This is a genomic window from Candidatus Nanopelagicus abundans, from assembly GCF_002288305.1.
Lineage (GTDB): Bacteria > Actinomycetota > Actinomycetes > Nanopelagicales > Nanopelagicaceae > Nanopelagicus > Nanopelagicus abundans.
Window position 1 is genome coordinate 944,296 of record NZ_CP016779.1, and the last position, 25,073, is coordinate 969,368.

The following is a 25,073-nucleotide window of genomic DNA, read 5'->3' on the forward strand; positions in this document are numbered from 1 at the left end:
TTTTCGATTTTACGCGTGGAAAACCCTAGTTGAGCGTGGCGTGGGGGGTATTGTGTTGCTATTCGCACTCGGATGAGTGCGGCAGATGGAGGAATAAAATGGCTGAAGAATACAAGGGTGAGGCTTACTGCGTTAAGTGCAAAGAGAAGCGCGCTTTTGAAGGACATGTAAAGGTCTCTGATTCAGGTCGCCGAATGGCGCAAGGAATTTGCCCAGTTTGTGGCACAAAGGTAAATCGTATTCTTGGTAAGGCTTAATAAGTAAGTATTAAAAATTAAAACGGCGGGGTTGGATTTATTCCAACTCCGCCGTTTTTGTTAACCCTTTCTAGTTAACAGTTGTTTTAACTTTTTTTAAATTAACTTGCCGCCGCCACCTTTGCTGGCCGCCCTGGTGATCTCTTGCTTTGAATTACTTGACCTTCATCAAATAACTCACCGCCCCAGACCCCACATGGTTCAGCCCTGGAGAGAGCGCCTTGCAAACACTTCGCCTTCATTGGGCAGGAGCCACAAAGCGCCTTAGCTTGGGCAACTACCTCAGCACTGTCATTAAAGAAGAGCTCAGGATCAGCGCTGTGACAGGGTAGGGATAGCATCTGCACATTTTGATTAATCTCAGGTTGGAAAGGATTATCAGCGCGCTTGTATTCACCCTTAGCTTTAAAGCTCGTAGCAACTGTTGAAGTTGGCGTTGAGTTTTTGCTGTAGTCGGTATAGGAGATGACTGGAGCTTGTCCATAAGCCCAGGTGACATCTGCTAAGCCAATTTTTGCAGTTGGGCCCTCGGCCCAACCAGGGATAAGTAGTTCGCTGAAGAGAACGGTCATCGTTCTCACCTTTCCTTTCGTTAACTTGCATTGGTTTATTTCTTTTTTATTTAGCCATTTGGCTTTTTTCATTTAGAGGTTATTTGGATAAAAGAAAAAGGGCCTACGAATCATTAGATTCGCGGGCCCCTTGGCTTCTATTTCGACTTTAGCCGATATAGCCTCCAGGGGTGCGATCTAATGTGAAGGTATAAAAACCCTTATTAGAGCGCTTATTGGTCCAATCTGAGCGATATGAAGATTTCGCACAGATGGGGAAAATGGCAGGTGAATTAACAGCGGCTGCTGGTGCAACAACTGTGTTTGAATCAATTAACTTTGCCATGTGTGAAGAGTAAGGCATTAGGTGGGGATGGTGCAACTTAATTAAATTGCTCTAAAAATACGCTGGGTTTACCAGCATAGGTAATCTGAATTTTCTCTTTAGCCCGAGTAACTCCCACATAAAAAAGGCGGCGCTCTTCATTTAAATCATTACCCATAGGTAATACACCATCTGAGACTCCAATTAAAAACAGGTGCTTCCATTCAAGTCCTTTAGCACTATGTAATGTAGCTAGCGTTACCCCAGGCAATGTAGGTGGGTTATTTTGCTCAGCCCGGTCCTCAATCTCTCGCAAAAAGGCCCGCATATTTGTGCCACCATTTTCTTTAATGCTTTTAGCCAGCTTTAAAAAGCTAATTACATAATCAGCCTCACCAAATGGACGCAGCACCGATTCTAGATCGGCATACCAATCACCTATTTCTGAGGGTAATACTGAGGCACTTCTAATCACTCGCATCGCATCTCTAACATCTACTCGATCAAAGAACTTCTCACCTGATCTAATTTGGCTAGTGATCTTTAAATTATTAAGGGAGGACTTAACCTGATCTAATTGAGCATTGGTTCTAGCCAAAATTGCGATATCAGAACTATCTACCTGGCTTTTAATCAGCTTTTCAACCTCAGAGCTAACATATGCGATCTCATCAGAGGCTGAATTAAAGCCATTTACCTTCGGCTTATCACCATGTTCATTGGCAGATTGCAGCTCACTGCCATGATCACTAACTAGATTACCCTGGCGCAGAATTTGATTGGCAGCATTAATTATCTCTGGGGTACAGCGATAGCCGCGGGTTAGCCGGAAAACTTGCGCGTTTGGGAATCGGTTTTTAAATGTAAGTAAAAAGTTTGAGCTAGCCCCAGCAAATGAGTAGATAGTTTGCGCAGCATCGCCAACTACACATATTTCCTCACGATTTCCAAGCCAAAGATTTAGTAATCGCTGCTGAAGGGGTGAAACATCCTGATACTCATCAACTGTGAAGTAGCGGTATTGATCTCTTACCCGCTCCCTAACGCCTCTGTCCTCTTCTAACATCCCAACAGTAAGTAAAAGTACATCTTCAAAATCTAAGCACCGCTCCTGTTTTTTAAGTGATTCATAGGCTTCATAAACTTGCGAAATCATCGCCAGGTTCTCATTCTCACTTTTATTATTTGGCAACCTAACTGATCTATTACTTGCGATCGCTTCTTCTTGATAGTTATCAGGTGATATTTCTAAAACCTTTGCCCATTCGATTTCACCAGCAATCTCGCGCAGTGCGTTAACACTTGCTGGCATTGCCACCTCAGCTCTTGAAATAGCCTGGCTGATGAACCCTGATTTTGTTGTTAGTAAGGTTGGAAATTGCCCACCAAATGCGTATGGCCAAAAGTATAAAAGTTGTTTTAATGCAGCTGAGTGAAATGTTCTTGCCGCAGCATTTGATATTCCAAGTGTTCTAAGCCGAGATCTCATCTCACCTGCTGCTTTTGCAGTAAAGGTAAGTGCTAATACCTTTGTTGGATCAGTTACGCCAGCATTAATTGCATAGGCAATCCGGTTTGTAATAACTCTAGTTTTTCCAGTACCAGCTCCTGCAATTACACAAACTGGTCCTCTAATAGCGCTAACAACTGAAATTTGATCAGGATCTAAGTCAGCGAGTATGGCTGCATTATCTATTGCCATGACTGATCACCAACTAAATCCTTTTCTGCCCCATCGCCATACCAAGCTTTAATCATTTGCCGCGCCACACTTATCTCAAGTGGAAGTATTAAAGATTTATCAGCAATAGCCGCCTTCATATCTTCTCGGCTAAACCAGCGGATCTCTTCAATCTCATCCCCATCTGCTCGCGCAAGCTCTGGTGTATTTGTTACCGCTTCAAAGGCAATCATTAAGGATGCAGGAAATGGCCAAGGCTGTGATCCTAGGTAGTTTATTTTTGTTAACTCAACTCCAGCTTCCTCTCTAACTTCCCTGATTACGCAATGCTCAAATGATTCACCTGGCTCAACAAAACCGGCAAAGGTTGAGAAGCGATGTTTTGGCCAAATTTTCTGCCGGCCCAGCAAAACTTGATCTTTATCATCTTTAATTAAAACAATTATTGCCCCATCAGTCCGCGGGTAATGCTCACTTTGATCTGCTGAGCATCTTCTTACGGCGCCTGCCAAAACCACGGCGGTAGGGCCACCACATAATGAACACCTTGGATGTTTACTATGCCAATTAGCTAGCCCTTGAGCATGAACTGCTAAACCAATATCTCTTGGTGATAAATAAGAACCAATTTCGCGCAAGCTCTTAAATTCTAAATTTGATGTTTGGTTACTAATGTGGCGAAGGAAAAAATTCTCACCATCTTTAACACCTAAAAAATAATCACTCTGGGAGTCATACTCACCCAGGCTTGCTCCTTTTACAAAAGTTAATTGATTCGAATGTGACACAAATTTCTCTGATATAAATTGCAGTACCAATGCATTTGGCCAAGCAGATTTAATGTATGCCTCATCACTTCGCAGATGAGCAGATCGATCGACCTCAGCTACTGCTAGCGGCAGTTTAAGTGGTTTATTTGAGGCCATCACCGTCCGACCCTACTAGCCTGTCGTCATGGTTGTCGCCCCCGCCCAAAAGATGAGAGTGATCTCCTGGAACCTTTTACATGGCCAGGTGATTCCGCCATTGGCAGAGCAGGACTGGCAGCAAAATTTAATATCTTCAGCTAAAGATGTTGCTAAACACTTCCAACCTGATTTCATATCCTTACAAGAGGTTGATTACCTGCAACCACGATCTGGAAATATTAATCAAACAAAATTAATAGCTGAAAGCATGGGACTTAAGTACTGGTATTACTTACCAGCCTTGCTTGGAACACCTGGTAGTAGATGGCAGAAAGTAAAGAATTTAGAGCCAGGAATAATTTCACAAAATACAAATAATCCAAGTCCTAACACAAGTTATGGAATTGGATTTGCTACAAGTGTTCCAATTAAAAAGATATACACAAAAGCTTTAGGCAGATCAATTATTGGTATGCCGCTCTTAATACCTAAAGATAATGGTAAAGGAGCTAGATTTATTTACGTTAAAGATGAACCAAGAGTGGCGTTAATTGCTGAACTAGAAAACGGTCTAACAATTGCTACTACTCATCTATCTTTTGTTCCTTTTGTTAATGTATTTCAACTAAATCGATTGATTATTGCTCTAAAGAAATTATCAGGAGTACCGGTATTAGTTGGTGATCTAAATCTACCCGCTAATATTCCTTCAAAATTAAGCGGTTTTAAATCAGTTATATCCCAATCAACCTACCCAAGTTGGAAGCCAAAGATTCAATTTGATTACATTATGGTGGCAAATAATCAAGAAGTTCAAGCTACCCCGTTTTCAACAATTAAACCTAATATTTCAGATCATGTACCAATTGGTGTTGAGTTAAACTTCTAATGGAATCTTTGTAATTAGATCAATTAATGAAGGCTCATCTAAAATATCAGCGACTCTGATAGTTTGATTATCTGCCACATAATGAAAGGCAGCGCTGACGTTTTCAATTGGAATATTTGCAAGCTTGGCATAGGCAAGGCGATACATTGCTAACTGAATTGCCGCATTAGCAAGATCTTCACCATCTTTTACCTTACCCGTCTTCCAATCAACTACCTCAAAGTGGTCTTTATCAATTTGATAGATCGCATCAATTCTTCCTCTAATAAGTATGTTTCCTACCATTGTTTCAAAGCCAACTTCAATACCTACCGGCTCTTTTTTAGCCCAATCACTAGCAAGCCAAGCAGTTTGTAATTTATCTAATGCAACATCTGAAGAAGCAAGTGAATTATTTTGGTTAAATAAATCATCCATTGAGATTAAAGATGGATGATTAAAATGCTTTTCTAGCCAAAGATGAAACTCGGTTCCACCTCTTGCGTATTTATCAATGTGATTTGGCATTGGCCGGCGTAGGCGTAGCGCTAATTCATTTGGATCCTTAGCTAAATAAAGTAAGGTTGACACTGAAAGTCGGTTTGGTAATCTAATTTTTAAGTGATTTTTTTTATTTTTAATTTCATTAATTATCGCCTTCATATCAGATAGCAAGCTGACCTGTTCACTATCACTTGGTAATATAGTTATTAACTTCTCAACCTCATCTTGAGTAAAGGCGGTAGAACTTTGTACTAAGTTTGCTAACTCTGCTAGCTTCTTTTGATGAGTGTTTTCGTTAGGCCAGATTCCAGTAGTTGGATTATCTTTCATAGGGTTTCGACCATCTGGAACTGGTAAATCATTTAAAACAACTGCGCCAGCAATATTTTTTGCAGCCGCTGCGAATATTTCAAATAACTCACTAGGTGCCACAGCATTTGCACCGCTTCTAAAGTGTGAAGTTGAACAGATTAAACCTTTTTTAGCCCGAGTAATTCCAACATAGGCAAGGCGCATCTCTTCCAGCCCTTTACGCCCTTTCCACTGATCATTAAATCTTTCAAGGCCATCTTTTAAATTCTTATTTGTTGAAAAATTATCAAAATTAATTGATGGCAACTGATCACAATCACCTCGCATACTTACTGGAATTGAACCAGCATTTTTAACCCAGCTATCTGACTTCTTACCAACATTTGGAAAATTACGATCAGCAAGGCCTGGGATTGCAACATAATCCCACTCAGCTCCTTTTGCTGAATGAATTGTTAATAATTGCACTGCATCACTTCTGACATCAACTTCGGCAGGCTTTAAACCACCCTCTGCTTCCTCAGCAATTTTTAGCCACTGCAGGAAGCCAATTAATGTTCCACCATTTTTTTCAAATCTAGCTGCCTCATCAAGAAAACGATCTAAATTCTTCCGCCCCGTTTGCCAGCCATCTCTTACTAAGACCTCTGTATCAAGAGATAAGAACTGCTCAACTTCAATTATTGCTTCCGTTATTAAGCCATTTAAATTACGACGTAGCACCCTTAGTGAGAGCGCAAAACTGCGTAGCCGTATAAGCGCTTCATCACTAAAAGCTGGCGTGCTCTGGTATTTTTTAAACTCATTTGGCGTAAGAATTAATATTTGCTCAAGAGATTCAATAATTGAACCAGCAGCAAACTCATCGGCAGTTGCAACTACTTCAAGGTCTTCTTCAAGCGCCTGCTTTAACCATTTACCGCGTGAATAATCATTTGATTTAGCAAAAGCTTTTGTAAATGCACCTAGCGCCATTAAATCTCTAGCACCAAGAGATAAGTGAGGGCCAGTAAGAAGTCTCATTAAAGCTGTGCCAGCATCTGGCATTGTTAATGTGCGAAGTAAAGCAATTATGTCCGCTACCTCTGGTGTGTGAATTAATCCGCCAATACCTACTACATCAGTTGGAATGTTTATTTCATTTAAAGCAGCTTGAATTGTCTCAATCTGTGATCTACTCCTAACTAATACAGCAAAGGTACTTCTATCTTGGGGAGGTAATTTTTCACGGTTTTCATCAAACCAATACTTAGCAAAGTAAGCAGCTATTCCTTGACCTTCTTGCACCTGCGTCTCATAAACTGCGCAAACTACCTCACCAGTTTTAGCATTTGGGCTAGCAGTAAGTTTTTCAATTTTCTTCTCTGTAGAAATGTTATCGATCATTACATTAGCTAAATCAAGAATAGCTTTATCATTTCGCCAGGTTGTAAGAAGGCTATAACGAGTTGCTTTGCTATTAAAGGACTGCGAGAAAGTATCTAGCGTTTCTGAGCTAGCACTACGCCAGCCATAAATTGCCTGATTTGGATCCCCAACTGCTGTTACTGGGTGATTATTTCCAAATAAATTAGATAAAAACTTAATTTGATTAAAAGATGTATCTTGATACTCATCTAAAAGTACTACTTTATATTTATTTCGTTCAAGGCTAGCAATATCATCGCTATAATTTTTAACACTTTCAGAAACTAATTTGGCAGCAAGTGACATGTGATCATTAAAGGTTAATAAGCCTTGAGTTTTGCGGCGATGATCAAAAGCGGCAACGATAGGCAATATTGATAGTCGTTGTTTTAACTCTTCCTTAAACTCATGTACCGGATTAGTCTGGCGATCGGTATATTGATCAATTTGTGAAAGTAATCTTTGCGTGTAATCAATAATCTCATCGGCGCTACGATCATTTTCAGCAATTGCAGTTGATAAATCCATGACCTCATCCACGACTGAATTAACTGAGCCGTTTATTTGCAAATCATTTCCGGTGAATCTACTAACCTCTTCAAATGCAATTTGCCAAGCTGCTGCCTCACCAATTGGATCGCTGTCTGCGTCAATGCCAATTCGAATAGCGTGATCTGCTAAAACTCGACCAGCATATGAGTGATAGGTAGAGACAGTTAACTCACTCTCATCAAGATGATCTGGCAATAAGTTGGCACTTTTTAATTGACGAAGTCGGTATTTAATTCGCTTAGCTAAATCACCGGCTGCTTTTCTAGTAAAGGTAAGACCAAGTAATTGATCAGGAGTAATAATTGAGTTAGCAACTAAAAACAAAACTCGCTGACTCATCGTCTCCGTCTTACCCGATCCAGCACCAGCAATGACTACTGAGGGGGCGAGAGGTGATTGAATAATTGGAATCTGCTCACTAGTTGGCGTTCTAAATGATGGATCTACTGCGCTGATTCGCTTTGCTATTTCAAGTGCTGAGTATTTAATTTCCATTATTTAATCACCGACCTTCCTTGTGGCTGGATCGGACATGATGATTTAACTGCGCAACTTCGACAGCGTTCATTAATGGTGGCAGTAAATGTTTTATCACTCATTGCCACAGATATCTGAATTAGCTCATCAGTTACCGCTTTACTATCAATTTTTTCCTGCTGCCTTGGTTTGGCATCTTTAGCTTTAAAATCACCAACAAAAATTAATTCAGCCCCTGATACCTCTTGATGATCTAACTTATTCTTAAAACCATCATTTACTACAGCTAATTGATAGCTTTGTAATTGCTTATTTTCTTTTGCATTCTCATATGAAATAGCAGTGGCACCAGTTTTTAAATCTACGATGTAGTACTTGTTATCAGCTGTTAATTCAATACGGTCTGTTGAACCTGAAACGAGGGCGCTTCCTAGGTTAAATTCAAATCGCTCTTCAACGCCTACTAAAGTATTTTTGTTTTCACGGTTCCAACTATAAAATTTTTCAAGCATTTTGGCAGCTCTGCGATATTCATAATCTTTAATCCATCCTTTATTCATATCAATTAATGACCAGGCACCTTTTAGTTTTGCCTCTAATTGATCAAGTGTTAAATCAGGTTCATCCTTTAATTGCGCAGTGATCACATGTATTGCAGTACCTAAAACTTGAGCAGTTGAATCAGCATCTTTGCCACCGCTTTGTTCAAGTAGCCACTTAAGTGAGCATTCGGTAAAGGATTCAAGTGAGCTTGGTGAAATTCTTAGTACTTCCTCTTTAGTTACTACCGGTAATTGTGTTGATAAATTAATCACGCCAACCCAATTTTTTGGATTTGCCGCACTCACACCATTTACTTCAAGGGTTTTAAGAGCTCTAATAGCAAAATCTAACTCCGCTTTTTCATTTGTTTTATTTGCAATCGAGCGAAGTGTTGCAACTAGAGCTGGTTGAGTTATTGCTCTTTGAGTTTGGGTTATTTGAGTCTGCTCACCAGCAAATTTATCAAAGTAACTAGATGGCTGATTATCTTCTTGTAATACTGCAGTAATAAATATCTTTTCACTTGCTCTAGAAAGTGCAACATTTAATAATCTTCGCTCATCTTCAGCTAAACCAGAAGCTGATATTGCTTCTAACTGAGCCGGATTACTTATGCCATGGCGAAATATTTCAACTAATCTCTCACTACCGAGCAAAGAACCGCGTTGCTTTAAGTTTGGCCAATTACCTTCTTGCATGCCAGCAAGTGCTACATATCGCCACTGCAAACCTTTTGCTGAGTGAACAGTCATAACTTTAACAACCTCATCGCGCTGAGCAGAGGTGGTAATACTGTCTGCCAAAATCTTCTCACCTAATAGCTGATCAATAAATAAGGCAGGCTTGCTTCCCGGCATTCGCTCACTAAAGCGGCGTGCTACTTCAAATAAAGTAATTAATGCATCTAATTTTTGATCAGCAATCACACCACGCCCGCCACCACTTAACGCCTGGCTTCGCCAGTAGTTTGAAATTAACTCACCCTCGTAATTTTTAGCATTACTATAAATACTCCACAATAAATCTGAAATATCTTGTGATTTACTTAAAACCTTTTTAGCTTCTTTAATTAAATCATTAATTCGCTTAAGACTAGTTAACTGTTCCCAAGGTAGATCTGTTGTGGGAGCGGTGAGGGCATCTAAAATTAACTCAGTTGAGCTTTTTATTGCCTCACTTTTCTGCTCTTTAGTTAATGCAATTCTCATCTGCCTTATAGATATTGCATCAGCGCCGACAAATTCACTTTTAAGTAACTCCTCTATTTGCTCCCAATTACTTGGAATTAATTTAAGTTCACCTAATGCAATTTGAGCTATCGTAATTATTGGTTTTATCGCTGAATTATCTGCAAGGGATAGAGCGGTGGCATCAATTTCAACTGGAATTGAGCTGGCGGCAAATGCTCTAACCAATGCTGAAACTTGGGCGCCAGGTGATCTAAGAACTACTGCCATTTGTGAATATGGCACACCTTCTAACAAATGAGCTGATCTAAATTGATGAGCTATGTAATTTGCTTCATCACTTACGCTAGTAAGTAGTGCAATATTTGGCTCACCTGGTTTGCGATAGGTAGTAGTGAGTGTAATTTTATTTTTAATACCAAACTCTTCAAGATCAGTAAGTAGATTATCTGGATCAGCTCCCCTAAATCTGCCAACTGTAGATGCGGGATCTGCGAAAATAACTAACTCTTGCCCACTTAAGAGTTGTAGTAATTTGCGCTGTCCTCTATCTGACTCTTGGAACTCATCAACGTAAATAACTTTAAATAATTTACGATATTTATCAAGGAGGGCTGAATTATTTTCAAGTTTTTCAAGGGCAGTAATTATGATTTCACTTGGATCTATTCGATTAAGTGATGCTGAAGTGGTGCTATCACGTAGGGCCATAGATTCTAAGTAACGCTGCCAAAAATCACAGATTGGCGGCCAATATTTTTGGCCATACTTAGCGGCATACTTTTTTAACTCCGCTGGCGAGGATCCTCGCTCTGTTGCTCGAGAAATAAATTCACGTAATTCTTTTGCAAAGCCTCTTGTAGTTAGCGCTGGAATTAAATCTACTGGCCAAGTAGTCGCGCTTGGGTTTTGTGCATCAAGTAGTAAAAGCTGCCTAATCTGAGCATCTTGTTCAGCACCTGAAAGAAGAACATATTTTTTATCAACACCATCGCTACTTGCTAATTGATCATTTAAAATTAGGAAAGCAATTGAATGAAATGTTCTAGCGATCGGCTCATTTACTGTGTGTTTTTCTGGATTTGCTGATGCAATTTCATCACGTAATTTACTTGCACTAGATCGCCCATAAGTTATTGCAAGTATTGAATTCGGATCTTCGCCATTATTAATTCGATTTGTGATTGCTTTAATTAATGTGCTGCTTTTGCCGCTGCCAGCGGGGCCTAAAACTAATAGTTGGCTACCTCGGTGATTTATTACCTGTTTTTGTTGCTCTGTTAATTGGCTATCTAAGATTAAGTCAGTTTCAAATTTAGTTCTAACTAGCTTTAACTCTGGAGTATTTTTACCGGCGGCCACGGCCTAATTTAACGCTAGCGGGCTGACAATAACTGCTTTTGCGCTAGAAAATGCTTAAGCGTTCTCGTTAGCTCGCTTGTTTTTTGAGGTTTGCCTTGCCCGAGTTGAACCATCTAAGACAACTTTTCGAATTCGAACTACTGCTGGTGTTACCTCAACACATTCATCCTCGCGACAAAACTCAAGGGCGCCCTCCATATTTAATTTCTTAGCAGGGATTAATCGCTCAGATTCATCAGTACCGGATGCTCGCATATTTGTTAACTTCTTTTCTCTAACGCAGTTAACATCCATGTCTTCACTTCGTGAGTTCTCACCAATTACCATACCTTCATAAACTTCATCACCTGGTTCAACAAATATTGATCCACGATCTTGCGTGCCATAAAGTGCGTAGCTAGTTACTGTTCCAATTCGATCAGATACTAAAGAACCAGTTGAGCGAGTTCGAAGCTCACCATGCCAGGCTTCATAACCATCAAATACATGGTGAAGTAATCCTGTTCCTCTTGTCTCAGTTAGAAACTCAGTTCTAAAACCAATTAGCCCACGAGATGGCACGCGATAATCAAGACGTATCCAACTAGTTCCATGATTAACCATTTGTTCCATTCGGCCCTTGCGCAGCGCCATTAATTGCGTAATAACTCCTAAGTACTCCTCAGGTGCGTCAATTGATAATCGCTCCATCGGCTCATGCATTTTGCCATCAACAATTTTGGTAACAACTTGTGGCTTACCTACTGTTAACTCAAATCCTTCACGTTTCATGATCTCAACTAAAACTGCAAGTTGTAGCTCACCTCGCCCCTGCACTTCCCAGGTATCTGGTCTTTCAGTATTTAAAACTCTAAGTGAAACATTTCCAACTAACTCGGCATCAAGGCGGCCCTTAACCTGGCGAGCAGTTAACTTATTTCCACTCTTTCCAGCTAGCGGGGATGTATTAATACCAATGGTCATAGAAATACTTGGTTCATCAACAGTGATTAATGGCAGTGCATGTGGATTTTCTAGATCAGCAAGGGTTTCACCTAACGTAATAGTTTCAATTCCAGCAACTGCGATGATGTCGCCAGGGTGTGCTTCAAGTGCTGGAACTCGCTCTAGTGCTTCAGTAATTAATAGCTCAGATACCTTAACTCGCTCAGTTGAGCCATCAGTTTTAATCCAAGTTACTGATTGACCTTTTTTAATAACACCTTCGCGAACTCGGCAAAGTGCAAGCCTGCCTAAAAATGGTGAGGAGTCTAAGTTTGTTACATGTGCTTGTAGTGGTGCACCTTCGTGATAAACAGGAGCTGGAATTGCCGAAAATATAGTGTCAAATAAAATATCTAAGTTTTCTTTATCAGGCATGCCACCATCTACTGGTCGCTCAAGAGATGCTCTTCCTGCTTTAGCGGATGCGTAAACAATTGGAAACTCAATTTGATCTTCATTTGCATCTAAATCTAAAAAGAGCGCGTACGCCTCATCTACTACCTCTGCGATACGCGAATCTGGTCGATCTACTTTATTAATAACTAAAATAACTGGAAGATTCTTTTGCAACGCTTTACGAAGTACGAAACGAGTTTGTGGCAGTGGACCCTCTGAAGCATCTACTAGCAAGATAACGCCATCAACCATTTCTAAACCGCGCTCAACTTCGCCACCAAAGTCGGCGTGCCCTGGTGTATCAATAATATTTACAATCGTATCTCCGCGTTTTACTGCAGTATTTTTTGCCAAAATAGTAATTCCTTTTTCGCGCTCAAGATCCATTGAATCCATCATTCGGTCTTGGCCTTCATCTTGTTTTTTGTGCGCAGCAAAAGCGCCAGATTGCCAAAGCATGGCATCAACTAATGTGGTCTTGCCATGATCTACGTGAGCAATAATTGCTACGTTTCTAAGGTTCTCCCGTTTTTTAATTGGCAGATCTTTTAAGTGTGCTTGTTTTTTAGACATTAAACCTAAACTCCACTACATCTCCATCAGCCATTACGTAATCCTTGCCTTCCATTCTTACCTTGCCATTGGCGCGGGCTTGCACCATTGATCCGGCAGTAACTAAATCATCAAAGGCCACAATTTCAGCCTTGATAAATCCTTTTTGAAAATCAGTGTGAATTACACCAGCAGCAGCCGGTGCGGTATCACCTTTATGAATCGTCCACGCCCTGGCCTCTTTAGGCCCTGCGGTGAGATATGTCTGTAATCCTAATGTATTAAATCCAACTCTTGCTAATGTGCTCAGTCCCGGCTCAGTTAATCCGATTGATTTAAGTAATTCCAGCGCATCTGCATCATCTAAATCAGCTAATTCTGCCTCAGTCTTTGCATCTAAGAATATTGCCTCAGCCGGTTTTACCAGCGCCGCTAATTCATCTCGTAATTTATTATCTGATAACTCAGCAGCATCGACATTAAATACATACAAAAACGGCTTAGCAGTTAACAACTGCAACTCTAGAATTGAGTCAATATCAACCTTACTTCCTCGCAGCAACTGTCCTTTATTTAATATTTCAGCAGCTTCTTTAGCGGCTGCTAAAACCGGAACCTTCTCCTTAATAGTCCTAACCTCTTTTTCAAGACGTGGGATAGCTTTTTCTAAGGTTTGCAGGTCTGCTAAGCAAAGTTCAGTATTAATTGTTTCCATATCTTTTTTCGGATTAACATCGCCATCAACATGGACAACATCACCATCTCTAAAAACTCTAATCACCTGGCAGATCGCATCAGATTCTCTGATGTTTGCTAAAAATTTATTTCCAAGTCCTGCTCCTTCAGAGGCTCCCTTAACAATTCCGGCGATATCAACAAAGGAGACTGCTGCTGGCAAAATCTTTTCTGAACTAAAAATTTTTGCAAGAACTGCCAACCTGGTATCTGGTACTCCCACCACGCCAACATTGGGTTCAATAGTGGCAAATGGGTAGTTAGCAGCTAAGACATTGTTTTTGGTCAGGGCGTTAAACAGGGTGGATTTACCCACATTTGGCAGACCGACGATTCCGATTGAAAGGCTCACGAGGGGTAAAGCCTACGCAAGATTGTCAGCAGTTAATGCCACTATAACCCCATGCCCGCCTCAATTACCGCCTTAATTATTGGTTTAGCAGCAGGTGCTGGAATTGGGTATCTAGTATCTGCCCTGCGCCATAAATCATCTGGCAATGATGGCGCGTTGTTAGAAGATTATAAAAAACAATTAGAAGCTGAGCGAAGTAAGACTGAGAGCTCAATTAAGTTAACCGCTGAGTTAAGTGCGATGAAATCAACCGTTGAAAAATTATCTATTCAATCAAATGAAGCTAATCGAGTTCGGACTGAGGCAGAGGCAAAGCTTGAGACCACAATTAATGAGATGCGACGGGCTAGTGAATCAATCTTTGATGAAACAAAGAAAATTGCTGGTGCACTCTCAAATAGTCAGGCGCGAGGAAAATTTGGTGAGGCACAACTAGAGCTGCTTTTACAGTCAGCAGGTCTGCGTGAAGGACATGAATACAGCAGGCAAAAATCAACAACAGATGCTGATTCATCAGGTATTCCAGATATAACGGTGAAGATGCCAGGGGGCAGTTCAATATTTATTGATTCAAAATTTCCATTTGATCGCTTCTTAGATGCATTTGGTACACAGGTAGAAAGTGAGCGAGATGCTTTTCTTATCCAGCACAGTAAGGACTTGTTAAAACATGTGGAGGCCTTGGCTAAGCGCGGCTATCACAAGTCAGCTGGCTCTCCTGATTTTGTTGTTTTATTTGTGCCATTTGAAACCTTACTTGCTGAAGCACTTCGTATTGATCCAGCATTTTTAGAAAAATCATTTAAATTAAATGTGACAGTTGCAACTCCAACTTCAATGATGGCGCTACTTCGCACCATCGGATATATCTTTACCCGTAATAAATTAGCTGATAACGCTGATGAAATTCAAAAAGTAGCAAATACTTTCTTAAAAAACATCACATTACTTCATGGCAAAATTGTGGCAGTTGGCAAAGCAATCTCAACAACAGCTAAAGCTTATGAAGATTTAATTCCAACTGCAGAAAAAACTGTATTAAGCCCAGCTCGGCGAATTCATAACTTAGGTGTCTCAGGTGATAAAGAAAAATTAGCAATTGAGTATCCAGAATCTCCGGGCGCAGTTCGTGAGCTTAGAAGTATTTCTAGTGATGATGACTTTATTGAGGTAGAGGAGATTGAAGGTGGAAAAGATGAGTAATCTGCCAATTAAAGGACCGGGCTTAACTAAGCCAGGTGTTGTTATTTTGCAGTTTTTAGTTATCTTTTTATTCCAGGCAATCGAATTAGCCTTTCGTTCATCACTTGGCATTATTACTTGCCTAGCCATTTGGATCACCTTCTTTGGCGCTATTTATTTAGGCCGGCCAGGAACTGCATATGTCACAGCAGTTGCCCCACCTGTATCACTACTTATCTCATCAATTATTTTAATGCCAACTGTGGGAGGTGGCTCATTTATGCCAACTAAGTTATTAATTGACTTAGTAGCAGGTCTTGCCTCGGTATCTTTTTATTTACTAACCGGAGCAGCTATCGCATGGTTTATTTGGTATAAAAAAAGAAATCAGGCAGATTCTTCACTTACTAGCGGCTTTTAAATCTTTCCTTAACTCAACAGGTAAGGAAAATAGTAAGTGCTCCTCAGTAGCAGTTACTACCTCAACATTTGAGAAACCTCGATCTGCAAGCCATGTTAGTAAATCTTTAACTAAAATCTCTGGCACAGAAGCTCCACTTGAAACTCCAATTGTTAAAACACCTTCTAGCCATTCATCCTTTGCTTCTGCGGCATAATCAATTAGATATGCAGCTTTTGCACCATACTCAAGTGAGACTTCAACTAAGCGAACTGAGTTAGATGAGTTTGTTGATCCGACTACTAACACTAAATCTGATTTAGGCGCAATCTCTTTAATAGCAACTTGGCGATTTTGTGTGGCGTAGCAAATATCATCACTTGGTGGATCAATTAAATTAGGAAATCTTTTTCTAAGCTCTGCCACTGTTGCCAAAGTTTCATCCACACTTAATGTGGTCTGTGATAACCAAGCTACTTTATTTTCATCCCTTACCTTTATATTTTTTATACTTTCAATGCCATCAACTAGTTGAATATTATTAGGCGCTTCACCGGCTGTGCCATCTACCTCTTCATGTCCTTCATGTCCTACTAATAAAATATCGTAATCATCTGAGGCAAATCTACGTGCTTCATTATGAACCTTTGTAACTAATGGACAGGTAGCATCAATTGTTTTTAAATTTCTAGTAGCGGCGCTTTCATGCACAGCAGGTGAAACACCATGAGCTGAGAAGACAACTAGCTTTCCCTCTGGCACCTCATCAGTTTCTTCTACAAATATCGCACCCTTTGCTTCAAGTGTTGCAACTACATGCTTGTTATGAACTATCTGCTTTCTTACATACACCGGTGCGCCATATAGCTCTAATGCTTTTTCAACTGTGATAACTGCTCGATCAACACCTGCGCAATAGCCACGAGGTGCTGCAAGTAATACCAGTTTTTCACTCACCGCGCTCATGTGCCCATCCTAATTGATAGGTGAAGTGGTTAGATTTATCCCATGGCCCCTGAATTTTCCTATCAAGATCTACTGCCAATCGGTGAGGATAAGACCGAATATCGCCTGCTTAATAGCGATGGGATAAGCACATTTAGCGCTGATGGAAAAGAATTTTTAAAGGTATCACCTGCTGTGATTGAAAACCTGACTGAGGTGGCATTACATGATATTTCCCACTACCTAAGAAGTGAGCATCTTGCTCAACTAGCAAATATTTTAAAAGATCCAGAAAGCTCACCAAATGATCGCTTTGTTGCTCTTGATCTTCTTAAAAATGCCAACATCTCAGCAGGTGGTGTGCTGCCAATGTGTCAGGACACTGGAACTGTCATTGTGATGGGTAAAAAAGGCCAACAAGTATTAACTACTGAAAAAGATGAGCTTTCAATCTCAAAAGGTGTCTATGAAGCATTTACTAAATTAAATCTTCGCTACTCCCAATTAGCACCAGTTAGTACTTGGGAGGAAAAAAATACTGGTAATAATTTGCCAGCTCAGATTGAGATCTATTCAGATACAGATCATGCTGATGAGTACAACTTTTTATTTATTGCCAAAGGTGGCGGTAGCGCTAATAAATCATTTTTGTATCAAGAAACTAAAGCGGTTCTAAATCCTAAATCATTTCTAACTTGGTTAGATGAAAAGCTGCGCTCACTTGGCACCTCAGCTTGTCCTCCCTATCACCTAGTTGTTGTAATCGGTGGCACTAGCGCTGAGTTCACGGTTAAGACAGCAAAGCTTGCTAGTACTAAATACCTAGATTCACTGCCAACAAAAGGTGATGCTAAGACCGGTCATGGTTTTAGAGATCTAGAACTAGAGAAAGAGATATTAAAGTTAACGCAAGACATTGGTATTGGCGCTCAGTTTGGTGGTAAATATTTTTGTCATGATGTGCGAGTTGTTAGATTACCTCGTCACGGCGCTTCCCTTCCGATTGCAATAGCGGTTTCATGTTCTGCTGATCGGCAGGTAAAGGCAAAAATAACTAAAGATGGTGTGTTTATTGAAAAATTAGAAACTGAACCGGCCCACTTTTTACCAGCAACTACCCATGATGATTTAGATCAAGATGAGGTCAAGATTGATTTAAATAAGCCAATGACTCAAATTTTGGCTCAATTATCAAAGTACCCTGCAAAAACTAGAGTAAGTCTTACTGGCACATTAGTTGTTGCCCGCGACTTAGCCCATTCAAAGATAAAAGAGTTAATTAATAGTGGAAAACCAATGCCGCAATACTTAAAAGATTATGCAGTTTATTATGCAGGTCCTGCTAAAACACCAGCTGGTTACGCCTCTGGTTCTTTTGGACCAACTACAGCTGGTCGAATGGATTCCTATGTTGAAGAGTTTCAAGCAGCAGGTGCCTCACTGATTATGTTAGCTAAAGGAAATAGATCATCAGCGGTAGCACAATCGTGTAAAAAATATGGTGGTTTTTACCTTGGTTCAATTGGTGGACCTGCAGCCCGGCTTGCGCAAGACTGCATTAAAAAAATTGAGGTTTTAGATTATGAAGAGCTAGGCATGGAGGCAGTTTTTAAGATTGAAGTAGAAAACTTTCCAGCCTTCATAATTATTGATGATAAAGGAAATGATTTTTATGCCGAAATTCGCCGGCCGCTAAGTATTGGCAAAGGACCGGTTAGTTAATAATTAATTAAAGTTTATTAGGCTCGATTGTCATTTTACGACCAATACTATTCTTAAACATATCGACCGCCTTCATGTAATCATCTAATCCAAACCTGTGGCTAATCATTACATCAGGCTTTAAAACACCAGAGGCTAATAGATCACCTGCTCGATCAAAGCTTTGCAATACCGCCATTGAGCCAGCAATGGTAATTTCTTTGTTGTAAATCCAAAATGGATCAATCTCTATCTTTGTACCCAAATTTGCCACACCAAACTGCAAAAATGTTCCACCTGGCATAGTTCTGCCAATTGCATCTTGAATCGCAGCTTTATTACCAGTGCAATCAATTACTACATCCCAGCCATACTCGGTTTCAAAATCATTAGCTGATGTTGCAACACGTGTAATACCTAAAGTCTTTGCAGTTTCTAATCTTTCTTTATTTATATCCACCATAGAAACTGTTGCAGCACCATTGCGGCGTGCTAACTCCATCATCATTAATCCCATAGTTCCTGAACCGTAGATAAGGTAGTTAGAGCCAGGAATTCTTGGCAGCACGTCATAACCGCGCACAGCACATGAAAGTGGCTCGATAAGTCCTGCATCTTTAACATCAATCTCTGGCGGCAGTAGGTATAAGTTTTTTACTGGTGCTGCTACATACTGCGCAGCTCCTCCTGGTTTAGTAACACCAATTGCATTCCAGTTAAGGCAGAGATTTCCACGGGCGCGCTTGCAGTAAAAACACTCACCACAAAATAAAGAAGGATCAGCTGCAACTAATTGGCCAACTTTATACTCAGTAACTTTCTTACCAACTTCAATAATTTTTCCGCTAAATTCGTGGCCAGGAATAATTGGCAGACTTGGTGCGAACTCACCTTCAAGAATATGAAGATCGGTGCCACAAATTCCAGCTGCTGCGACCTCAATTATTACTTCTCTATCTTCACATTTTGGATCTGGAACAGTTTCAACTGATATCTGGCCTATGCCTGTAATGATTGCTGCTTTCATAATTTATCTCCTAAAACTTAAGAACTATCTTGTGTGCACTCTTATCACTTCTAAGTGCCTCTAGCGCTTTACCGTATTCATCTATTGAAAAGCGATGAGTTATCAAACCATCGGTCTTTAAGCGTCCAGATTCAAGAGCTGCCAAGGTGGCAGGGAAGGTATCAATTTCTGCAAAAGAGCCTTGAATTCTTATCTCACGATGAAATACATCAAATGCGTTTATCTTAAAAGTCTCATCCGGCTCAGCAACTCCATAAACCATAAAAGTTCCACCGCTTCGAGTAAGTGGCACGCATATCTCTGCAACCTGCATAGAACCAGTTGCCTCAACAACTATGTCATAACCACTTGGTGATGCTTTAAGTAGATCATCTTTGGTCTTTGCAACATTATTTCGATCCATTAGGTAGGTTTTATCTGCTCCTAATTTTTTAGCTAGGTCTAATTTAAATTGTGTTGATCCAGCAACTGTTACTGATGCTGCTCCTGAGGTTGCCATCAATTGCGCAAGTAATTGACCAGTTGGGCCTGCACCAAAAATTAATGCACTGCTTCCTGGTTTAATTCCAAGCATCTGTGCTCCATGCATCGCACATGCCGCCGGTTCAGCAAAGACTGCTACGTCAGGTGAAAGATTTCCAACTTTGAATACTAAGTCTTCAGTTGCAATCATGTACTCAGCAAAAGAGCCAGGCCAATTTGTGCCAAGGCCTTTACGATTATGGCAAAGAATTGGTTTGCCCTCGCGGCAAAATTCACAATCACCACAACTAACTACTGGATTAACCGTTACCCGCTCACCAACTTTAAATTGGTTAACACCTGCGCCGAGAGCTGAAACTATTCCAACCATCTCATGTCCTGGGATAAGTGGAAACTCTGCTAAAAAATCACCCTCATGAATATGTAGATCAGTTCCGCAAACTCCAGCTAGTTCAATCTTTACTAACACCTCACCAGATTTTGGCTCAGGTGTTGGAATATCTTTTATAGTAAAGTTTTTTGCTGAATCATAGACAACTGCCTTCATGAACTCCCCAAGCTTTTAAGTGTTTGAATAGATAAAAGTATTTCACTTATTGCACGGAAATAGCAATAGAGTGTTTTTTGCTTAACTAAAGCGAATTAACACCTTTATCTGCTCGCCAGCGATTGCAGTATTAAAAGCTTGCTGAGCCTGATCTTTTGGAAAAATTGCAGTCACAATCTCCTTTGCTTTAAATGAGGACTGGCTAATGATTTTAATTGAGTCATGGTAATCAGCAGGTAAGTATGTTGCCGAGCCTTGAATTCTAATTTGATGATCTTGAATTATTGGAAGTGGCATAGTTACCTCCTTTGACGGAACTCCTACAATCATTACTGTTCCAGCCTTATCGGCGAGTGAAATTGCTTGTGAAACTGTTTGTTGAATTGCCACACAATCATAGACAACATCAATACTTTGCCCAACCGCTTGCCTAATATCACTTGGCAAGGTTTTACTTGCTGCATCAAATACCAAATCGGCACCTATTTGTTTTGCTAAATTACGCTTTTTCTCAACTAGATCTGTCATCACTATTGTCTTGGCATTAAAATACTTAGCTGCATAAAGTGTTAGTAATCCGATTGTGCCACAACCTAAGATGGCAACAGTTTTACCGGTTAAATCTTTGCTGCCAATAAAAGAAAGCTTAACTGCGTGTACTGGTGTTGATAAAGGCTCAATCATGGCGGCGGCTTCATCTGAAAATGATTCAGGAACTTTATGAAATCTTGTCGCAGGTAGTGTCCAAAAATCTGCCATACCACCTTGGGTGTAACCACAACCAAAAAACTTTAAATTCTCACAAAGATTTTCTTGCCCACTATTACAATTCTTGCAATCCCAACATGGTAAATCTGGTTCTACCGTAACTCGATCCCCTACTAAAAAACCTTTAACATCAGGTGCAATCTCACGTATTACGCCAACTACTTCATGTCCTGGGTTATAAGGAACTGGAACAAATGGATGATGTCCCTGAACTGCATGTATGTCAGAGCCACAAACGCCAGTTACAAGTGTCTGCGCAAGAATCTCACCAGCTTTAAGTGATGGTTTTTCTACCTCTTGCAAGGTAACGGTGTTAACACTTGTTGCGACTAGACGCTGCATTTAATCCTCTTAACTAATTAATAATGGTTTAACTGATTTTACCCTGATGTTGAAGGGGTGGATAGTGCAAACTCTAATTAAATTTATATCCCACCACTGTTTTAGGTAAGGGCAGTTTTAAGGCTATGGAAGTGCTGGGGCTGAATCAAGCGTGAATGTAAAAGTCTTTGTGCCCCCAGTTGGTAATTCAGCAACAATAACTACCTGATCACCCGGTGCATGAGATCTAATTCTAACAATTGCAGTTACTAGATCATTAATTTTAAATCCATCAATTGTTTTAACAATTAAGCCAACACTCATTCCAGCCCGCTCAGCTGCTTTGCCAGCGGTAATGCCGGCAACTCTAGCTCCTAAGCCGGTATAGGTATTATCAAATGAAATACCCACAAGTGGTTTGGTTGATTTACCAGTAGCAATTAACTCATCAGCAATTCGCTTAGCTTGATTAAATGGAATTGAAAAACCAAGGCCAATATTTCCGGCAGTTGCTGCAGCTGAACCAACAGTTGCAATTGCTGAATTAACACCAACAATTCGCCCTTGTGAATCAACTAATGGTCCACCTGAATTACCTGGATTAATCGCTGCATCCGTTTGAATCGCATCCATAAAACTTTCAGCACTTAACGATCCAGTAGTTACTGGTCGATTAAGAGCTGAGACAATTCCACTAGTTACTGTGCCAGAAAGACCTAACGGTGAACCAAAAGCAATTACTGGATCACCAATTGAAAGAGATGATGAGTTTCCAATTGCGATCTCAGGTAGATTTCCTTTTTTAATTGAAATGATTGCAAGATCATAATCAGAGTTTCGCCCAATAATTGTTGCTGGTAGGACATCTCCATTATTTAGCTCAACTTCGATCTGTCCTGAAACAGCTGCTGTTTCAATAACATGGTTATTGGTGATAATGAATGAATTATTTGCATTTGATTTATATATTGAGCCAGAACCAGTTCCACTACCGCTGGCTGCAGTTACCTCAATTGAAACTACTGAAGGTGAAACTAGTTGAGCAATACTTTTAACATTGGCACCAGTAGCGCCAATATCAATAGCGCTGCGCCCCTTGGGACAACTGCCATTACTTGAAATATACAAAGCTTTTGTCTTGTTATCCACGCAGGCTTTAACTACTGGTGTAGTAAAAGGGTTTGCGATTGCAAAGCCACCAACTACGGTAGCGCCCAAGATGAATCCGGTTAAGATTTTAAAAGCTGTGCTTTTCATTTAACTCCCTAAGCCCCTGATAGTAAGAGGTATTTCTTGAAATTTCCTGTGAGAAACCTAATTATTTGATGAATCTTCATAACTCATATTTCTCACATCCGCGCTTAAAAGCGGAAGTGAGATTGCTAATACTGATATTACAATCAAAATATATATCAGGTTATCAATGCCAATTAGCAAAGAGATAGGCGCTGCAATTGCAAGGCCGATAGGTTTAAAAACTAATGCCCCCATGGCATCAAAGGATGAAACTCTAGAGAGTGCATCCCTAGGCACCATACGGTGTAGCGCGGTATACCAAAGGGTTCCCCATAAATCTAAAGTAATACCAAAAAAGAATGCACAAATTGAAACAACTAAAAGAGATTGTGGTTTAGCGAGAGAGAACATGTAAAAACAAAGAGTAAAGGATGAGATTTGTAAAAATCTTATTGGGTATTTTGGTTTTATTTTCATTGCCAGTAAGGCTCCAACTACTAAGCCAGCTGATTCTGCAGTAATAACTATTGACCAAGATTTAGCTCCATTAAAATGCTCAAGTGCTACTAGCGGGCCTAGCACATTTTCAGCTGCTGCCCAACACATAACAATAAATGAAAATGAAACTACAACAATTACAATCCAATTAAAGGACTTAAATACTCGCCAGCCGTCTATGAAATCCTTGATCATGGTATTTGTATTATTTGCCATTGGAGGGGTTAAGTGGCTTAAGGTTGAAACTAATATTCCCGCGATAACAAAGGATGCAGCATCAATTCCTAAGGTAATAGCTGCTCCGTAGGTATCAATTAAAATTCCAGCAGATGCTGCTCCTAAAATTAACCCCGCGTTAGCTGCTAAGGAGTTAATTGCATTTGCTTTCTGTAATCCCGCCTCTGGCACAATCGAGGGCATGATTCCAGTAAATGCTGGCCAGAATATGCCGGATAAAATTCCATAGCAGCCATTAACAATTAATAAGACCGCGACCGGCACATCACCGGTAGCAAAGTAGAAGACTTGAATAAATAAAATTAGCCCAGCTAAAGTGTCAGTTAAACCAACCATCTTGGCCCGGCCGTATTTATCGGCAATCACTCCACCAAATGGCACCATTAAAATAAACATCGCACTGGTAACACCAAGAGTTAAACCTAAAAGATTAGCTGAGCCATTGGGCAAGGCCAAGATGCCAAAAGCTAAAGCAATTGGGCTCATGCCATTACCGTAATTTGAGATAAACCTTGCGATAAAAAACTTCTTAGCGTGTGGTTGGGCTAATACTTGGCTAATCTCCATTAAATCTAATTTCCTGTCCATGTGAAAATTGCGCCTCGGGAGATCCCTTAAGCATATGAAGTTTAGCCTGTCCATAAACTTGCCAAAAATCTGTTCCGCCTCGTTTAACAATTGCAGTTAACTCATCAATACCAATTAAAATCGAATCATCTGGCACATGCATTAACAACTTGGCGGCGCTTTCTGGAATCCATTTAAAAAACTTATTAAAGTGCGGGATCACTCTTATATTTGGAATTAGATCAAGCCCTGTCGTTGGCTCTGCCCTGCTTAATCTAAAATTTGGGATTTGGGATGATAAAACCATCGCCCCCGCACTGCAACCGGCTAATGAGGCCCCACTTTGCCAATTCTTAACTATCGCCTGCCAAATTGGTGTATCAATTAAAGTCTTAGCTAAATAATGTGGATCTCCCCCTGACATATAAATAAGTGCGCCATTACTAATTTGATTTACAAAATCCATGTTCTGAGCATCATCTCGGGTATAGATAGGCAGGAATAGTGGCTTAGCACCAATAGCTTGTGCTTGTTTTTGCCCTAAATCTCTCCAATACTCAAGGCGGGAGTCACTTTCTTGAGCTGCTGCAGTTGGTATTTGGATATAGATATTTTCCTTACCATTTTTAATGCCATCTTCTAGTAAAGATTTTTCAAACTCTGCCATCACAGGTAAGTACTCACCGGAACCAACTAATGCAAGTGAGCCATTCATATTGCAATGCTAGGTCAAAAGATGCGCTATTGCCACATTATTAATCTTTATCAGTATTATCAATAAAACCGCCCAATTCTTGTATGATATGAAGCATGGATGAAAAAGAACTAATTAATATCTGGAATCAACAACGGGTGATTAGAGTTAAATCTCAATTAGCCCCAACTGTATTACTCTCTGCCGTGCTAGCACTCGCTGCTACTGGCAACCTAAATAACAGCACAGATTTGACCCTAAAATTATTTGTGATTGGCTTAGTAGCCTCTGGCGGAGTTTTCTCAGTCACCGCGATGCTAGCGGCTATTGAAGATAGTCTTTCAGTGGTCAAAGCACTAAAAAAGCTTAAATTAGTATCGCCGGTAGGAGCAGGAATTATTGGTTCAGCTTCGCGGCTTAAAATCCTTGGCGGCCTATTTGTGCTGATGAGTAGTTTTAACTTTGTTGTGCTTTTAGCTTATTTATAAGCTACTTCTTTAGCTATAGAAGTTAG

Annotated in this window: 21 protein-coding genes; 6 read left to right on the top strand and 15 right to left on the bottom strand. The window is 40.2% G+C overall.

The window, feature by feature from the left end; genetic code table 11:
* Positions 1-98: 98 nt before the first annotated feature.
* On the top strand, positions 99-257 hold the full coding sequence (locus B1sIIB91_RS06070; RefSeq protein WP_095688481.1) for a DUF5679 domain-containing protein: 159 nt from the start codon (positions 99-101) through the stop codon (positions 255-257).
* A 101-nt stretch (positions 258-358) separates the two neighbouring features.
* Here the strand turns inward: B1sIIB91_RS06070 and B1sIIB91_RS04910 are convergent, their stop codons facing one another.
* The 4 genes from B1sIIB91_RS04910 to nudC form a co-directional block, all read right to left on the bottom strand.
* The gene (locus tag B1sIIB91_RS04910) at positions 359-829 is read right to left on the bottom strand and encodes a WhiB family transcriptional regulator (protein ID WP_095688482.1); all 471 of its coding nucleotides are present in this window, start codon (positions 827-829) and stop codon (positions 359-361) included.
* Positions 830-977: 148 nt separating this feature from the next.
* Positions 978-1,154 carry a hypothetical protein gene (locus B1sIIB91_RS04915; protein ID WP_223298587.1) on the bottom strand — a complete coding sequence of 59 codons (177 nt, stop codon included), beginning with the start codon at positions 1,152-1,154 and terminating at the stop codon, positions 978-980.
* Positions 1,155-1,191: 37 nt separating this feature from the next.
* Positions 1,192-2,835, bottom strand: a complete 1,644-nt coding sequence (locus tag B1sIIB91_RS04920) for an ATP-dependent helicase (RefSeq protein WP_095688484.1) — start codon at positions 2,833-2,835, stop codon at positions 1,192-1,194.
* Positions 2,826-3,740, bottom strand: coding sequence for an NAD(+) diphosphatase (nudC, locus tag B1sIIB91_RS04925; protein ID WP_095688485.1), 915 nt, complete (start codon positions 3,738-3,740; stop codon positions 2,826-2,828). The genes B1sIIB91_RS04920 and nudC overlap by 10 nt, the downstream gene beginning before the upstream one ends.
* A 28-nt stretch (positions 3,741-3,768) precedes the next feature.
* Here nudC and B1sIIB91_RS04930 point away from each other — a divergent pair, with 28 nt between their 5' ends.
* Positions 3,769-4,611 (top strand): endonuclease/exonuclease/phosphatase family protein, encoded by an 843-nt coding sequence (locus B1sIIB91_RS04930; RefSeq protein ID WP_095688486.1) that lies wholly within the window; start codon positions 3,769-3,771, stop codon positions 4,609-4,611.
* Here the strand turns inward: B1sIIB91_RS04930 and B1sIIB91_RS04935 are convergent.
* Genes B1sIIB91_RS04935 through ychF form a run of 4 tightly spaced genes read right to left on the bottom strand, consistent with a single transcriptional unit; the run spans position 4,600 to position 13,953 of the window.
* On the bottom strand, positions 4,600-7,860 hold the full coding sequence (locus B1sIIB91_RS04935) for an ATP-dependent DNA helicase (RefSeq protein WP_095688487.1): 3,261 nt from the start codon (positions 7,858-7,860) through the stop codon (positions 4,600-4,602). The two genes, B1sIIB91_RS04930 and B1sIIB91_RS04935, sit on opposite strands and share 12 nt — an antisense overlap.
* A complete protein-coding gene (locus B1sIIB91_RS04940) occupies positions 7,860-10,934 on the bottom strand; it encodes an ATP-dependent helicase (RefSeq protein ID WP_095688488.1) in 3,075 nt (1,024 codons plus the stop codon). The genes B1sIIB91_RS04935 and B1sIIB91_RS04940 overlap by 1 nt, the downstream gene beginning before the upstream one ends.
* Before the next feature lie 54 nt (positions 10,935-10,988).
* Positions 10,989-12,887: a translational GTPase TypA gene (gene typA, locus B1sIIB91_RS04945; RefSeq protein ID WP_095688489.1), complete on the bottom strand. Its 1,899-nt coding sequence runs from the start codon at positions 12,885-12,887 to the stop codon at positions 10,989-10,991.
* Positions 12,880-13,953: a redox-regulated ATPase YchF gene (gene ychF, locus B1sIIB91_RS04950; RefSeq protein WP_095688490.1), complete on the bottom strand. Its 1,074-nt coding sequence runs from the start codon at positions 13,951-13,953 to the stop codon at positions 12,880-12,882. The genes typA and ychF overlap by 8 nt, the downstream gene beginning before the upstream one ends.
* A 51-nt stretch (positions 13,954-14,004) precedes the next feature.
* On the opposite strand from ychF, the gene B1sIIB91_RS04955 reads away from it, so the two are divergent.
* Together B1sIIB91_RS04955 and B1sIIB91_RS04960 are read left to right on the top strand one after the other, a co-directional pair.
* Entirely contained in the window at positions 14,005-15,156 is a 1,152-nt protein-coding gene (locus tag B1sIIB91_RS04955) for a DNA recombination protein RmuC (RefSeq protein ID WP_095688491.1), read from the top strand.
* On the top strand, positions 15,149-15,556 hold the full coding sequence (locus tag B1sIIB91_RS04960; protein WP_095688492.1) for a hypothetical protein: 408 nt from the start codon (positions 15,149-15,151) through the stop codon (positions 15,554-15,556). Before B1sIIB91_RS04955 ends, B1sIIB91_RS04960 begins: the two co-directional genes overlap by 8 nt.
* Here the strand turns inward: B1sIIB91_RS04960 and B1sIIB91_RS04965 are convergent.
* Positions 15,536-16,501 (bottom strand): 4-hydroxy-3-methylbut-2-enyl diphosphate reductase, encoded by a 966-nt coding sequence (locus B1sIIB91_RS04965; protein ID WP_095688493.1) that lies wholly within the window; start codon positions 16,499-16,501, stop codon positions 15,536-15,538. The genes B1sIIB91_RS04960 and B1sIIB91_RS04965 overlap by 21 nt on opposite strands.
* 42 nt (positions 16,502-16,543) lie before the next feature.
* On the opposite strand from B1sIIB91_RS04965, the gene B1sIIB91_RS04970 reads away from it, so the two are divergent.
* On the top strand, positions 16,544-18,202 hold the full coding sequence (locus B1sIIB91_RS04970; protein WP_095688494.1) for a fumarate hydratase: 1,659 nt from the start codon (positions 16,544-16,546) through the stop codon (positions 18,200-18,202).
* A 7-nt stretch (positions 18,203-18,209) separates the two neighbouring features.
* Here the strand turns inward: B1sIIB91_RS04970 and B1sIIB91_RS04975 are convergent, their stop codons facing one another.
* The 6 genes from B1sIIB91_RS04975 to B1sIIB91_RS05000 all read right to left on the bottom strand — a co-directional run bounded on the left by B1sIIB91_RS04975 (position 18,210) and on the right by B1sIIB91_RS05000 (position 24,580).
* Positions 18,210-19,208 carry a zinc-dependent alcohol dehydrogenase family protein gene (locus tag B1sIIB91_RS04975; protein ID WP_095688495.1) on the bottom strand — a complete coding sequence of 333 codons (999 nt, stop codon included), beginning with the start codon at positions 19,206-19,208 and terminating at the stop codon, positions 18,210-18,212.
* Positions 19,209-19,218: 10 nt separating this feature from the next.
* A complete protein-coding gene (locus tag B1sIIB91_RS04980; protein WP_095688496.1) occupies positions 19,219-20,238 on the bottom strand; it encodes a zinc-dependent alcohol dehydrogenase family protein in 1,020 nt (339 codons plus the stop codon).
* Positions 20,239-20,319: 81 nt separating this feature from the next.
* On the bottom strand, positions 20,320-21,348 hold the full coding sequence (locus tag B1sIIB91_RS04985) for a zinc-dependent alcohol dehydrogenase (protein ID WP_095688497.1): 1,029 nt from the start codon (positions 21,346-21,348) through the stop codon (positions 20,320-20,322).
* 123 nt (positions 21,349-21,471) lie between these two features.
* Positions 21,472-22,584 carry a S1C family serine protease gene (locus tag B1sIIB91_RS04990; RefSeq protein ID WP_095688498.1) on the bottom strand — a complete coding sequence of 371 codons (1,113 nt, stop codon included), beginning with the start codon at positions 22,582-22,584 and terminating at the stop codon, positions 21,472-21,474.
* 57 nt (positions 22,585-22,641) lie between these two features.
* Positions 22,642-23,886, bottom strand: coding sequence for an MFS transporter (locus B1sIIB91_RS04995; protein ID WP_223298588.1), 1,245 nt, complete (start codon positions 23,884-23,886; stop codon positions 22,642-22,644).
* The gene (locus tag B1sIIB91_RS05000) at positions 23,855-24,580 is read right to left on the bottom strand and encodes a Type 1 glutamine amidotransferase-like domain-containing protein (protein WP_095688499.1); all 726 of its coding nucleotides are present in this window, start codon (positions 24,578-24,580) and stop codon (positions 23,855-23,857) included. Before B1sIIB91_RS05000 ends, B1sIIB91_RS04995 begins: the two co-directional genes overlap by 32 nt.
* A gap of 95 nt (positions 24,581-24,675) precedes the next feature.
* On the opposite strand from B1sIIB91_RS05000, the gene B1sIIB91_RS05005 reads away from it, so the two are divergent.
* A complete protein-coding gene (locus B1sIIB91_RS05005) occupies positions 24,676-25,047 on the top strand; it encodes a hypothetical protein (RefSeq protein WP_095688500.1) in 372 nt (123 codons plus the stop codon).
* Positions 25,048-25,073 lie beyond the last annotated feature (26 nt).